This is a genomic window from Microcella sp., from assembly GCF_025808395.1.
GTDB lineage: Bacteria > Actinomycetota > Actinomycetes > Actinomycetales > Microbacteriaceae > Microcella.
In genome coordinates, this window is the sequence record NZ_CP075524.1 from 1466905 (window position 1) to 1479898 (window position 12994).

At 70.5% G+C, this 12994-nt stretch carries 12 protein-coding genes; 5 read left to right on the forward strand and 7 right to left on the reverse strand.

Translation table 11 applies throughout. From position 1 onward, the window contains the following. Nucleotides 1–28 precede the first annotated feature (28 nt). The gene (locus KIT89_RS07180) at nucleotides 29–757 is read left to right on the forward strand and encodes an aquaporin (RefSeq protein WP_297599681.1); all 729 of its coding nucleotides are present in this window, start codon (nucleotides 29–31) and stop codon (nucleotides 755–757) included. Between the two features lie 6 nt (nucleotides 758–763). Here the strand turns inward: KIT89_RS07180 and KIT89_RS07185 are convergent, their stop codons facing one another. Then, the gene (locus tag KIT89_RS07185) at nucleotides 764–1759 is read right to left on the reverse strand and encodes a stage II sporulation protein M (RefSeq protein WP_297599683.1); all 996 of its coding nucleotides are present in this window, start codon (nucleotides 1757–1759) and stop codon (nucleotides 764–766) included. Between the two features lie 16 nt (nucleotides 1760–1775). Between KIT89_RS07185 and KIT89_RS07190 the strand changes: the two genes are divergently transcribed. Continuing rightward, entirely contained in the window at nucleotides 1776–2627 is an 852-nt protein-coding gene (locus KIT89_RS07190; RefSeq protein WP_297599685.1) for an RDD family protein, read from the forward strand. Nucleotides 2628–2691: 64 nt separating this feature from the next. On the opposite strand, the gene ahcY is transcribed toward KIT89_RS07190, so the two are convergent. Beyond that, entirely contained in the window at nucleotides 2692–4176 is a 1485-nt protein-coding gene (ahcY, locus tag KIT89_RS07195) for an adenosylhomocysteinase (RefSeq protein ID WP_297599687.1), read from the reverse strand. Nucleotides 4177–4217: 41 nt separating this feature from the next. Continuing rightward, nucleotides 4218–4841: a TetR/AcrR family transcriptional regulator gene (locus KIT89_RS07200; protein WP_297599689.1), complete on the reverse strand. Its 624-nt coding sequence runs from the start codon at nucleotides 4839–4841 to the stop codon at nucleotides 4218–4220. Nucleotides 4842–5050: 209 nt separating this feature from the next. Here KIT89_RS07200 and KIT89_RS07205 point away from each other — a divergent pair, with 209 nt between their 5' ends. Further along, nucleotides 5051–5551 carry a DUF6326 family protein gene (locus KIT89_RS07205; RefSeq protein WP_297599691.1) on the forward strand — a complete coding sequence of 167 codons (501 nt, stop codon included), beginning with the start codon at nucleotides 5051–5053 and terminating at the stop codon, nucleotides 5549–5551. Between the two features lie 29 nt (nucleotides 5552–5580). Further along, the gene (locus KIT89_RS07210) at nucleotides 5581–6177 is read left to right on the forward strand and encodes a DUF2306 domain-containing protein (protein ID WP_297599692.1); all 597 of its coding nucleotides are present in this window, start codon (nucleotides 5581–5583) and stop codon (nucleotides 6175–6177) included. Here KIT89_RS07210 and KIT89_RS07215 read toward each other — a convergent pair. Both KIT89_RS07215 and KIT89_RS07220 read right to left on the reverse strand, forming a co-directional pair. After that, entirely contained in the window at nucleotides 6164–7579 is a 1416-nt protein-coding gene (locus KIT89_RS07215; RefSeq protein ID WP_297599694.1) for a phosphomannomutase/phosphoglucomutase, read from the reverse strand. The two genes, KIT89_RS07210 and KIT89_RS07215, sit on opposite strands and share 14 nt — an antisense overlap. Before the next feature lie 24 nt (nucleotides 7580–7603). After that, nucleotides 7604–7816, reverse strand: coding sequence for a DUF3499 family protein (locus tag KIT89_RS07220; RefSeq protein ID WP_297599696.1), 213 nt, complete (start codon nucleotides 7814–7816; stop codon nucleotides 7604–7606). A 52-nt stretch (nucleotides 7817–7868) separates the two neighbouring features. On the opposite strand from KIT89_RS07220, the gene KIT89_RS07225 reads away from it, so the two are divergent. Next, entirely contained in the window at nucleotides 7869–8321 is a 453-nt protein-coding gene (locus KIT89_RS07225) for a metallopeptidase family protein (protein ID WP_297599698.1), read from the forward strand. A 7-nt stretch (nucleotides 8322–8328) separates the two neighbouring features. On the opposite strand, the gene KIT89_RS07230 is transcribed toward KIT89_RS07225, so the two are convergent. Both KIT89_RS07230 and KIT89_RS07235 read right to left on the reverse strand, forming a co-directional pair. After that, nucleotides 8329–9996: a DUF5719 family protein gene (locus KIT89_RS07230; protein WP_297599700.1), complete on the reverse strand. Its 1668-nt coding sequence runs from the start codon at nucleotides 9994–9996 to the stop codon at nucleotides 8329–8331. Continuing rightward, a complete protein-coding gene (locus KIT89_RS07235; RefSeq protein WP_297599702.1) occupies nucleotides 9989–12940 on the reverse strand; it encodes a glycosyltransferase in 2952 nt (983 codons plus the stop codon). Before KIT89_RS07235 ends, KIT89_RS07230 begins: the two co-directional genes overlap by 8 nt. Between the last annotated feature and the right edge of the window lie 54 nt (nucleotides 12941–12994).

Sequence of the window (12994 nt, forward strand, 5' to 3'; positions counted from 1 at the left end):
TCACACCCCGCACCGAAGGAGCTGCCTCATGGCGAAAGAGATTCCCACCCCGTCATCACCCTCGATGACCGCCCGACTCGTCGCCGAAGTGTTCGGCACCTTCTTGCTGGTCTTCGGCGTCATCGGCACCGCCTTCTTCTCGTCGGCGAACACCGGGCTGCTCGGCCCCGCCCTCGCCGTCGGCCTCGCGGTCATGGCCGGCGCCTATGCCGTCGGGCACATCTCGGGCGCCCACTTCAACCCCGCTGTGACGATCGGCGCCGCCGTCGCCGGGCGCTTCGCGTGGCGAGACACTCCGGCCTACATCGCCGCGCAGGCGCTGGGCGGGCTGCTCGCGAGCGGAGCCCTCGTGCTCATCGGCTCGTTCGGCCCCGCCGGTGCACTCGCCGACGCGCAAGCCGACGGCTTCTTCTCGAACGGCTTCGACGAGGGCTCGCCCGCGGGCTACGGCCTCGTCGCCGTCATCGTGGCCGAGCTCGTGCTCACCGCACTCTTTCTCGTCGTCATTCTCGGCGTCACCGACGACCGCGCGTTCGCCGGGTTCGCTCCGCTCGCGATCGGCCTCATGCTGACGGTCATGCACCTGGTGGCGATTCCGGTGAGCAACGCCTCGTTCAACCCGGCGCGCTCACTGGCGACGGCCGTCTTCGGCGGGACGGATGCTCTCGCACAGTTGTGGGTCTTCATCGTGATCCCCGTCATCGGTGCGGCACTCGGCGCACTGCTCTACCGCGCCGTGTTCGCCGGCAAGCGCTGACGCACCTCAGTCACCGACGACGACGCGGGCGCCTCGACTGATCGGGTCGAGGTCGCCCGTCTCGCCGTCGCGGAAGGCGCGTCGGCCGAGCATCCACTGATAGAGCAGAAACGCCACCAGCGCCACAGTGCCGATGCCGATGCGCACGACGTCAGGCCACTCTTGGCGGGTGACATAGCCCTCGATGATGCCGCTCACGAGCAGTGCGGCGACGAGGCCGCCGATGATCGCGAACAGTGCTCGGCCGTCGTCGGCGAGCGCCTGCAGCCGCGTGCGGGGGCCCGGAGACACCCACGCCCAGAAGATCATGAGCCCGCCGGCCGCGGCGACGAAGATCGCATAGATCTCGAGCTGGCCGTGCGGAAGGATGTTGAGAAAGAACACGTCGAGCCGGTCGAACTCGGCCATGATGCCGGCGCTGAGCCCCAAGCCCTGCGCGTTCTGGAAGAGCACGAACGGCACGTAGACGCCCGTGATGCCGAAGGCCACCGACTGCGTGGCGATCCAGGCGTTGTTGCTGAACACCTGCAGGCCGAACACGGCCTCACTCGACTCGCTGTAGTAGCCGACGAAGTCTTGCTCGGCGTAGCGGCGCAGATCGTCGTAGTCGCCGAGCGCGGCGATGACCCCCGGGTTCGTCGCCACCCACACGGCGTAGAGCGTGGCCACGACGATGAACGATGCGGCGACGGCGAGCGTCAGATAGCGGATGCGGTAGAGCGCCGCCGGCACCTCGCGCGTCGCGTAGCGCGCCAGCTGCGCCAGCGGCTCTGTGGTGGCGCCCGTGAAGCGCAGGCGGGCGCGCGACAGCAGCACGCTGAGGGTGGCGGCCTGCGGCACCTGCCCGGCACTCGTCGTGATCGCCGACAGGTGGGTGGCCCCCGCCTGGTAGTGCTCGATGAGCTCGTCGGCGTCGCGACCGGCGAAGCGGCGTCGGCGCGAGAGCTCGCGCAGCCGATCCCATTCGGCGGCGTGGGCTGAAGAGTATGCGTCGAGATCCATCTGTTTAGATGATGTCATGTCTGGCGCGGCGGCAACCCTGAGCTCTCACGACAGCGAGCGCGAACTGCTCACCGGCGAGGCCGTCGCCCTCGAGCTGCGGGCGACGAGCGTCATTCTGCGCATGGCGGGCGGCATCATCGACTACCTCGTCTACATCAGCGCAACGCTGCTGCTCGCCTGGGGCGCCTTCTCACTCGCGTTCGACACCGGGCTGCCCGAGGCGCTGTACGGCACCGTCGTCATCGCGTGCATGGTCGTGGGCCTCGTGCTCGTGCCCGCCACGGTCGAGACGGCGAGCCAGGGCAAGTCGCTCGGCCGCCTCGCCCTCGGCGACCGCATCGTGCGCGACGACGGCGGAGCGATCTCGTTTCGGCACGCCTTCATCCGCTCGCTCGTCGGAGTGTTCGAGATCGTCATGACCGCCGGCGGTCTCGCGGTGGTGGTCGCCATGCTCAACTCTCGCGCCAAGCGCCTGGGCGACCTGCTCGCCGGCACCTACAGCCAGTACGAGCGGGTCTCGAGTGTGACGCCGCCCGTGTTCGGGGTTCCGGTCGAGCTGGTGGAATGGGCATCCACCGCCGACGTCGCCCGAATGCCCGATGCGCTGTCGCGCCGCATCGCCCAGTTTCTGCGGCAGGCAGCCGGCCACACTGCGGCGACGCGCGAGCGGCTCGCCCGCGACCTCGCGACCGAAGCCGCCCTCTACGTCTCGCCCGTTCCGGGCGGCGACCCCGAGCTGTTTCTCGCCGGCGTGTCAGTGCTGCGACGCGAGCGCGAGGCCACGGCGCTCAGGCTCGAGCGGGCGCGACTCGACGAGCTGCAGCCGACGCTCGCCGCGCTGCCGCACGGTTTTCCTGACCGGGGGTAATCAGTAGCGGTAGTGGTCGACCTTGAACGCGCGATCGCGGACGAGCGATCGCGAGAGAGCCGTGCTAGTAGCGGTAGTGATCAACCTTGTAAGGGCCGTCAGCACTGACCCCGATGTAGGCGGCCTGCCGCGGCGTGAGCTGCGTGAGGCGAACCCCCAGGGCGTCGAGGTGCAGGCGCGCCACCTTCTCGTCGAGCAGCTTCGGCAGCACGTAGACGCCGATCGGGTACTCGTCGCGCCTGGTGGCGAGTTCGAGCTGAGCGAGCACCTGGTTGGTGAACGAGGCGCTCATGACGAAGCTCGGGTGCCCCGTGGCGTTGCCGAGGTTCATGAGCCGACCCTCGCTCAGCACGAGAATCGAGCGCCCGGTCGGCAGGCGCCACTCGTGCACCTGCGGCTTGATCTCGACCTTCTCGACGCCGGGCAGGCTCTCGAGCCCCGCCATGTCGATCTCGTTGTCGAAGTGGCCGACGTTGGCGACGATCGCGAGGTGCTTGAGCGACTGCAGCTGCTCGACCGTGACGACGTTTTCGTTGCCGGTCGCGGTGACGAGAATGTCGATGTCGCCGATGACGTCGTCGAGTCGAGCCACCTGGTAGCCGTCCATCGCGGCTTGCAGAGCATTGATGGGGTCGATCTCGCTCACGATGACTCGGGCGCCCTGCCCGCGCAGGGCATCCGCCGAGCCCTTGCCCACGTCTCCATAGCCGCACACGAAGACGGTCTTGCCGCCCATGAGCACGTCGGTGGCGCGGTTGAGGCCGTCGGGCAGCGAGTGGCGAATGCCGTATTTGTTGTCGAACTTGCTCTTGGTGACCGAGTCGTTGACGTTGATGGCCGGAAAGAGCAGCCTTCCCTCGCGGTGCAGCTCATAGAGGCGGTGCACGCCTGTCGTCGTCTCTTCGGTGACGCCCTGGATGCCCTGACTCACGACCGTCCACCGCTGCGGGTCGCTCTGCAGCGAGTCGCGCAGCACGCTCAGCACGACGCGCCACTCGTGGCTGTCGCCCTCAGCCGCCTCAGGCACTGCGCCCGCTGCCTCGAACTCGACGCCCTTGTGCACGAGCATCGTGGCGTCGCCGCCGTCGTCGAGAATCATCGTCGGGCCGAGGCCGTCGCCGAAGTCGAAGATCTGCTGCGTCGCCCACCAGTACTCGTCGAGCGTCTCGCCCTTCCAGGCGAAGACCGGAGTGCCCGCGGGCCGCTCGACTGTGCCCGTCGTGCCGACGACGACCGCGGCGGCCGCCTCGTCTTGCGTCGAGAAGATGTTGCAGCTCGCCCAGCGCACCTCGGCGCCGAGGGCCACGAGCGTCTCGATGAGCACCGCGGTCTGCACCGTCATGTGCAGCGAACCGGCGATGCGGTGGCCGGCGAGCGGCTGGTGCGGGCCGAACTCGTCGCGCAGCGCCATGAGGCCCGGCATCTCGTGCTCGGCGAGCCGAATCTGGTGGCGGCCGGCTTCAGCGAGCGCGAGGTCGCGCACCTTGTGGGCGATGCCGTTCACGATGTCGACGGCGAGCGCGGGGCGCGCCGGGGTGTGGATGCTCATGCCCGCCATTCTCGCAGGCTCGACCCGAGCATCCGCTCGTCTCACCCGGGTCGTTCGGCGGAGTCTCTCAGACGTTCCAGCGCGGCTAAGACGAGGTCGAGCCCGAAGGTGAACTCCCCCGCCGGGTCGTAGCCGGCAGCGACGAGCGCCGCGGCGGATTCGTTGAGGTACGGAAACTCGTCGGGAGGGAGCTGGGGCAGGAACACTTCTTGAGTCATGTCTGCCAGCGCATCGGCGGTGTCGGGCAAGCTCGCTTCTTGCAGCGCGAATCCGTAGACATAGCTGTCGAGCAGCCAGTTGGCGTGCGTCGCCATCGCGACCGAGAACCCTGCCTTCCGCAGGCAGGCCGTGACCGCCTCGCGGTGACGAAGGTTTGCCGGGCCGGGCGTTGTGCGCGATTCCATCAGGCCGATGGCCCACGGGTGGCGAGCGAGCACCTCTCGAGCAGAAATGGCTCGCCGACGCATCGCCGCCTGCCAGTCGGTGTCGGCGAGCGGAAGCTCGATCTCGCCGAACACGACGTCGATCATGGCGTCGAGCAACTCGTCTCTGCTCGCCACGTAGTGGTAGAGCGACATCGCGCCCGCGCCGAGCGCGCTCGCAAGCCGGCGCATGCTCACCCCATCGACGTCCTCGCTGTCGGCAAGCCGTACCGCTTCGATCACGATTCGGTGCGTGCTCAGCCCCGCGCCTGGCGCTGACTCACGTTGGTGCTTGTCGCGCACGGATTACCTCGCCTTCCCGACCGACTTGACAAGCGTACAGTGTACGAGCAATAGTACGGCGTACGACGTACGGTGTACGAGATTGTCACTGTTCGTCGTGACCGGCCGCGACTCCCGGGGTCGGACCGTTCTCGACGAAAGAAGAACCGATGTCACGCGAATCACGAACCCCGACGTTGCTCGATAACCCGCCGATCTCGGTACACACCAAGCTCGCGGCAGCGTGGACAGGCTTCATGTTTCTCTACGTCTACGTCGACGTACTCGGCTTCTACAAGCCCGGCGTCATCGACGGCCTGCTGAATGGCCTCATTTGGGAGTTCGAGGTCAGCGCGACGCTGCTCACGATCTTCCTCGTCTCCGTGTCGGTACCGGCGGTGATGATTGTGCTCTCTGCGACGCTGCCTGCCCGAGCGAACCGCGCCACGAACCTCGTCGTGGCGTTGCTCCTCATTCCGTATTCGCTGTTCAACGCGGTCGGCGAGACCTTGGAGTGGTCCGCCTTCTACGGCATCGCCATCGCCGTTGAGGTGCTGATCCTGGCGTTCATCCTGCGCACCGCATGGGCCTGGCCCCGAGTGCCCGCCTCCGAGAATGCGAGCGCGAGCGGGGCAACAGCCGCGGCATCGCCCAGTGCAACGATCGAGTGAAGAGCGGTTGGCCTGCAGTCACAGGCCTCTTGCTTCTCAGTGCGCTGCCCGTGCTCGGGGGCCTACTTCGCCTCATGGAAGGGCGGGGTGACCGCGAGGGCGAGCTTGTCGTGGCCTCACTGGTGGCGATCGTCTCGCACATCGTGGCGATGAGCGTGCTCTGCATTCTCGGCGCCTTCCAGTTCTCTCCAGCGCTGCGGATGTGGCGCGGATGGCACCGCACCGCCGGTCGAGTGCTGATTCCAGCCGGTGTCATCGCGGCGCTGTCGAGCATCTGGCTCGCGGTCTTCTTCGGCGGTCCCGCTGCGGAGTTTCCGCTCGCGATGGTTCGACTGGTCTTCGCCGTGCCCATGCTGGTGTTTCTCGTGCTGGCCACAACCGCCATCGCGCGGCGCAGATTCGTCGCGCACGGAGCATGGATGACGCGCGCCTACGCGATCGCTGTCTCTGGCGGAACCCAAGCGCTCGTCAGCGTGCTGTGGTCGATACCCTTCGGCGAAGCCGATGCCGTCGGTGAGATCTGGGTCGTCGCCGCGGGCTTTGCGATCAATACCCTCGTGGCAGAGGTGCTGATCCGCCGACGCGCGCGCCGACGAGTGCCCGCTACCGTGATCAGGCGCGAATGAGGGCGAGCACTTCGTCGCGGATGCGCGCCATGGTCTGAGCCGTGCGCCCCTCGGCGTTGAGGCGCAGCAGCGGCTCGGTGTTTGAGGGGCGCACGCTGAACCACCACCAGTCGCCATCATCGGTCGTGCCGGCGTAGGTGAGGCCGTCGAGCTCGTCGACCTCTCCGCGCCCCTGAAACGCCTCGACGATGCGCGTGTACGCGGCGGGAACGTCGTCGACGGTCGAGTTGATCTCACCGCTCGCCGTGTACGGCGTGAACTCGGCGGCGAGCGCCGAGAGCGGCCCGTCGTACTCGCCGAACTGGGCGATGAGGTGCATGGCGGCGAGCATGCCGTTGTCTGCGCCCCAGAAGTCGCGAAAGTAGTAGTGCGCCGAGTGCTCGCCGCCGAAGATCGCACCCGTCTCATGCATGACGTCTTTGATGAGCGAGTGGCCCACCTTCGTGCGCACGGCGATCGCGCCCGCCGCCTCGATGGTCTCGGGCACGACGCGCGAGGTGATGAGGTTGTGCACGACGCGGATGTCGCCGGTCTCGCCGGCAGCCCGCACGCGCGTGATCTCGCGCAGCGCCACGATCGCGGCGACAGCGCTCGGGGTCACCGGCTGACCGAGCTCGTCGATGACGAAGCACCGGTCGGCGTCGCCGTCGAACGCCAGCCCCAGGTCGGCACCGTGCTCGAGCACGGCGGCCTGCAGGTCGACGAGGTTCGCGGGCTCGAGGGGGTTCGCCTCGTGGTTCGGAAAGGTTCCGTCGAGCTCGAAGTAGAGCGGCACGATGTCGAGCGGCAGCGCCGGCAGCCCGGCCGCCGTGCCGAGCACCGCGGGCACTGTCAGGCCGCCCATGCCGTTGCCGGCATCCACCACCACACGCAGCGGGCGCACACTCGTCAGGTCGACGAGCTCGCGCAGGTAGGTGGCGTAGTCGGCGAGAACGTCGCGGTGCGAGATCGTGCCGGGAGCATCCGTCGCCGTGATTCCGCTCGCGAGGTAGGCCTGTGCGCGATCGCGGATGCCCGCCAGCCCCGTGTCGAGGCTGATGCCTTGCGCGCCCGCACGACAGAACTTGATGCCGTTGTAGGTGGCCGGGTTGTGGCTCGCGGTGAACATCGCCGCCGGCACGCCGTAGTGGCCGCTCGCGAAGTAGGTCTGATCGGTCGAGCACAGCCCGAGCATGATGACCGAGGCGCCCCGAGCGGTCGCACCTCGGGCGAAGGCGGCGGCGAAACCGGGCGAACTGTCGCGCATGTCGTGCCCCACGGCGATCTCGAGGCTCTCCGCGCCGATTTCGTCGACGAAACCGGCGCCGAGCGCTTCGACGACCTGCTCGGTGAGCTGAGTGCCGACGAGGCCGCGAACGTCGTAGGCCTTGATGAACGAGCTGAGATCAGGCGTGGTGGTCACGAGTTCAGGGTAGTGCCGAGACGCTCAGCCGACCTCGCCGAGCGCGCTGTATCGCACGATCTGCCAGCCGTTGGGGGCCGAGAGCCGTTCAGAGTGCCGGTCGCACAAGTCGTAGCTGTGCGGCTCGGGTCGAGCGCTCAGGGGCCCGAGCACCGCCATCGAGTCGGCGTACACGTAGGTGAGGGTGCGCACTGCTGCCTCGCTGCACGCCACCTTGCTGCACGGTCGACCGTTCATCGTCATGCCAGCATACGGCGGGCTGCCGACCTGGCCGCGTTAGGCTGGCAGCGTGGCACGAGCAGGCAAGACTCCGGGTGGCCCGGCACACGGTCAGCCCAGCGCCCGAGCCCGCGCCCGGCATGGCCGCCACGGCCGCTCGCCCGTCACCGGGCCGCACCTGCCCCTCGCGCACACGCGCCGCGACCTCTTCGAGACCACCGTGCAGGCGACGGCCGAATACCTGGTCGACCAGTGGCCAGACGAGTTGGCACGGCTGCGCATCCAGGTGCAGCCGATGCCCGATCAGCCGAACGCCGTCAACGGGGTGGCCCGCTGGCGCGTCGTGCCCGAGCGCGACCTCGTGGTGCTCTACCGCATTCCGATCGAGCGCATGAGTCGGCTGCACCGCGACGACGCGTGGCACCGGCGGCTCATGGTCGAGAGCTGCGTGTTTCGGGCGGTCGGCGAGCTCATCGGCAAAGATCCGTGGGATCTCGCGCCCGAGCGCTTTCGCCACTGGTGAGCGGCGTCTAGTACGGCAGCACCGTCACCGGTCTGGCTGCGGCGGGCGGGGGCAGGATGCGTGAACTCGCGAGCAGCGAATCGCCTCGGTAGCTCACACTCGCGTGCAGGGGTGCCGTCGTGCTCAACTGCACCGCCGCGTTCGTGGCCGACTCGAGCACGAGGCCGGTGCCGGCGGGCACGTCGACGGTGCGGCCGTCGACGGTGACCGTGGCGTCGGCGTCGGGCGCGAACACGTGGATGAAGGCCGTGACGCTCTGCCCCACGGGCGCGACGGCGGCGAGCACCTCGGTGCCGGGCTCGATCTCGGCCACTGGAGTGAACCACTCGAGGTCGATGCCCGACGTGCCCGCGGTGCTCGTGCGCGCTGCCACGACGGTCGGAGCCGACGACTCGACCACGATCGAGTAGTCGCCGTCGAGCAGGTCGGTGAAGGGCAGGTCGAGCACGGCCTGCGGCTCGAGGGTGGTCGTCAGTGCGACGCCGGCGTCGCCGCTCTGCGGGATGAGCCTCACCGTGACGTCGACGGGCGAGTCACCTGGGGCGAGCATCCGCAGGGCCGTCAATGCGTCTGCGTTGCCTTCGTCGCTCGCCCGCTCGAGCACCGCCTGGCCGCCGATGACGGGCATCGCCGGAATGACGTGGCGCGTCGCCGCCGCCTCGAGCGGGGTGACGATGCTGATGCCGCTCGCGTCGAGCCCGCGCACGATCGAATGCTGCAGCGTCGCCGCGACCGAGCCGCCCTCGCTGCGCACTTCGACGACCGGAGACTCGGCGCCCACGACGATGCCGCTGAGCGGCAGCACGCGCTGAGTGCCGGCAGCGACCACGATGCCGCTCAAGCCGGGGGCGGTGACCGGCCCGTTCTCGGTGAAGACGCGCAGGCTGACGGTGGCGTCGACCGCGCCCGCGTTGGTCAGCACGATCCAGGTGGTGCGGCCTGTCGTCGTCGAGCCGGCCACGAGCCACGCCGATCGGCCCGGAGTGAGGCACTCTGAGGCGGCGAGTCCGGCGACGTCGCTCGTGCGGGCGCGCACCGACTCGCTGGCCGCGAGCGCCTCTGCGGGAGCCTCTTTCGGCAGCGTCACCACCACGGCGCCGCCGTCGAGGGCGTCGCTCTGCACGATCGTCGACTCGCCGAGCCCGGTGCCGGCGCTGCGACGCTGAGGGTCGGCGACGGCGGCGACCTGAGGGTTCTCGCCGCGCGTGAGGCCCAGCACCGAGCCCGCGCAGACGAGGGTCTGGTCGGCACGGTCAGGAGTCACCGTGATCGCGAGCGCGTCGGGGGCCAGTGCGGGGCTCGGCACGAACAGCACGCCGGCGACGAGCGCCGCGGCGGCGGCTGCGGCGCCGAGTGCGAGGGTGGCGCGGCCTGAGGCGACGAGCAGGGCGCGAGTCGTGCCGGGTGCGCGCGGGGGTTTCGCTGCGTGCTCGGGGTGCGCGGCGTGCTCGGGTTGCGCGGCGTGGTGGCGTCGCGCGGCGCGACCTTCGCGAGAGTGCTCGTTTGTGGCAAGAGTCGCAGAACTTTCAGCGACCGATGCCACATTCGGCCCATCTCGCGGCGGCTCGGGCGACGTGGGCGACTCGGCGGCGGGCGACGCGGGCGACTCGGGGGCGGGCGACGTCGGCGGCAGGGCCGACGACTCGGGGTGCTCGGGCGACTGCGGGTCACTCATCGTCATCACCTGCCTCGAAGGTCGTGGCGGGTCCCTCGTCGACCGCCGAGTCGGTGCGGGCTCGCCTCGGCCCCAGACTGGTCGGCACGGCGAGCAGCAGGGTGAGGGCCAGGATGCCCAGCTGAACCCCGAGAATCGCCGCGGTCGAGGCGGGGCGAGCTGGGTCGCCCGCCCGGCTCGTGTCGTCGGCGACGACGCGGTAGAGGCGGCCGGCGTCGGTGTCTCCGACGGGCACGAGCTGGGCGTTGCCGTCGAGCGCAGCGACGGCGGTGTCGGCGGCCGCCGACGCCGCCGGCGCGCTCTCGAGCAGCACGAAGCGCACGTCGAGGGCGTCGAGCTCGGCAGTCAGGTCTCGGCCGCTGGGGGCGACGAGGTTGGCGACGATCTCGGCGACGGTGGTCGACTCGGCGATGCCCTGCAGCACGGACGCGTCGCTCGAGCCCGAGCCGGCGACGGCGGCGAGGTCGCCGCCGCTCGTGCCGGGCAGCCCGCTGCCGACGAGCGCGCGGGTGGCGACGATGGTGCGCTGCTCGATGAGGGTGCGCCCGGCTCCGTGGTCGATGCGGGCCGCCACCCGCGAGTCGATCGGGGTCAGCACGAGCGTCGCGACTCCGGGGTCGGTGGCCGCTTCGGCGGCGACGAGGGCGGGCAGGGTGCGCGCGTCGGTGCTCGTGACGGCGGCAGTGCCGGTGAGCACGGCGATGGCGGCAGGCGCGGCGACGAGGGCTGCGGCGATGACGGCCAGGGTGGCGAGAGCGGCAGCCAGCACGCGGGGCCGGCGCGGCGTGGTGCGCACGGTGGCTGGCCGGGCTGCGAGCCCGTCGATGCCGATCGCGGCGGCAAGCGCGAGGCCGAGGGCGGCGAGGCTCACTGCGGGCCCGACATCGAGCGGCACGGGCTGCCCGGCGGCGGTCACGACTGAGACGCTCGAGATCGCCCAGGCGGTGGCGATGCCGAGCGCGGCGAGGGCGAGCGGCACGATGCTGCGGCGTGCGTCTGGCAGAGCCAGCCCGAGCAGCGCGAGGGCGACGACGGGCAGCATGAGCATGGCCAGCACGAACGGCAGCAGCAGCCCCTCGGCTGGCATGAGCGCGGCGAGGGGGCCGAGCAGGGGCCCGAGGTCGGGCCACCCGAGCACGATGCCCGTCGGCGAGCTGGGGCCAGGAGCCACCTGCAGACCTGGGTCGGCGAGCAGCCCCAGGGGCGTGCCGCGCATCACCTGGTCGATGACGAGCGGCGTGAACAGTGCCAGTGCCGGAACCGGCAGCGTCAGCAGTCGGCCGATGCGGCGAGGGTGGGCGAGCATCCACAGCACCCAGGCGATGACGAGCGGAAAGACGAGCGTAGGTGCGGCGGCAGTGACGGCGGCGCCGAGCAGTCCGGCGACGGCAGTGGCGCTCCACGAATGCGGGGCACGGGCCGCGGCGACGACGAGCCACGGCAGGGCCACGTGGGCGACGAGGGCTGCCGGGCGCCCTTCGGTGATGGCGACGAGCAGCGCAGGCGCGAGCGCCCACAGCACGGCGGCGACGACGGCGGGGGCAGTGCGGCGCACCAGTTCGGCGGCCGCCCACCACGCCCCGAGAGCCGAGAGCGGCATGGCCACGATGACGAGCACGGCGAGCGAGAGCGAGGGTTGCCACGGCGTGAGCAGGCCGAGCAGGGCGAGAACGAACGCGAAGGGGTCTGCCGCCCCGAGAGCCGTGCGCTCGATGCCGGCCAGCAGCGACGGCACGTCGGCCGCGAGCGGAACGAACGCCCCACCCACGATCGCCGACGCCGCCCCCAAGGGCGCGAACAGTGCGGCGCCGAGCAGGCCGAAGAGGGCGACCACGAGGGCTCCGCCCGGGGTGAACGGCGGCCGCGGCGGCCGAAGGTCGGGGGCCGCACTCAGCCGGGCATCGCGTTCGATCGCGCGACGCTGACGCACTTCGTCGCGCGGCAGGCGCAGCGGTGCGATCGCCGCCCACCCCATGGTGCGGCCGCGCGAGAGCCGACGGCGGGCGTTCGGCACGGCCGAGCCCGAAAACGCCACCGCGAGCGCCGCCGCGAACTCGCCCGTCACGAGGGCGGGCCGCTTGGCGAGCAAGTGCCCGAGGGCGCGCACGACGGCGAGCGGCAGCAGGCTGAGCCAGTGCAACGCCACGACGAGGGCGGGGGCGTAGACGAGTCGCCGGTGCAGTTGCGCCGTGCGCCGCACGCGGGCGATGGTGCGCTGCGAGACGCGCGGGCGCGGCCCGGGGCGTGCGGCGAGCGAGGTGCCCTCGTGCACGAACACCCGCGCCTGCGGCACGCCGATGACCCGATGACCGGCAAGACGGATGCGCACGCACAGATCGAGCGCGGCGTCGACCGTCGGCAGCGCAGGGTCGAAGCCTTCGACCTGGTTGTAGACCGCGCGCCGCACGAGCAGCCCGGCTTCGCTCATGGCGAGCACGTCGCTCGTGCGGTCGTGCTGGGCCTGGTCGAGCTCGCGCTGCGCGAACGCGATGGAGGCCCCGTATTCGGTGAGTGTCTCGCCGTAGCCGACGATCATGGTCGGATGCGCGGCGTCGAGCTGCTTGGGGCCCGCGGCTGCGACCGACGGCGCGATCTCGACGGCGGCGAGCAGCCGCTCGAGCGCACGTGGGTCTGGAGTGGTGTCGTGGCGCAGCAGCCACAGCCACTCGTCGACTCCGCCGTAGGGCGACTGGGTCTGCTCGATGACCGGCAGGGCGCCGAGCCCGCGGTGCACGAGCTCACCGAACGACACTGCCGCACCCGCCGTGACGAACTGGGTGGGGGCGATGGCGGTGAGCTGGGCCGTGGCCGCGTCGTCGCCGGCGGCGTCGACGACCACGAGCAGGTCGGGGTGGCGGGTCTGGTGGGTGAGGGCATCCAGCGTCTGCTGCAGCACGTCGCCGCCGCGGCGGGCGACGACGATCGCGATGACTCGAGGCTGCACGACTACGACCCTACGGTGAGCGGTGCGCGGCGGCAGTCGCGCGCGCCGAGGCTG

What these genes read in the sequence shown, in the direction of transcription:
- KIT89_RS07180 (WP_297599681.1), top strand. Translation starts at nt 29, where the DNA reads ATGGCGAAAGAGATTCCCACCCCGTCATCACCCTCGATGACCGCCCGA.
- KIT89_RS07220 (WP_297599696.1), bottom strand. Translation starts at nt 7,816, where the DNA reads ATGAACGGTCGACCGTGCAGCAAGGTGGCGTGCAGCGAGGCAGCAGTG.
- ahcY (WP_297599687.1), bottom strand. Translation starts at nt 4,176, where the DNA reads ATGAGCATCCACACCCCGGCGCGCCCCGCGCTCGCCGTCGACATCGTG.
- KIT89_RS07205 (WP_297599691.1), top strand. Translation starts at nt 5,051, where the DNA reads ATGTCACGCGAATCACGAACCCCGACGTTGCTCGATAACCCGCCGATC.
- KIT89_RS07185 (WP_297599683.1), bottom strand. Translation starts at nt 1,759, where the DNA reads ATGGATCTCGACGCATACTCTTCAGCCCACGCCGCCGAATGGGATCGG.
- KIT89_RS07230 (WP_297599700.1), bottom strand. Translation starts at nt 9,996, where the DNA reads ATGAGTGACCCGCAGTCGCCCGAGCACCCCGAGTCGTCGGCCCTGCCG.
- KIT89_RS07190 (WP_297599685.1), top strand. Translation starts at nt 1,776, where the DNA reads ATGTCTGGCGCGGCGGCAACCCTGAGCTCTCACGACAGCGAGCGCGAA.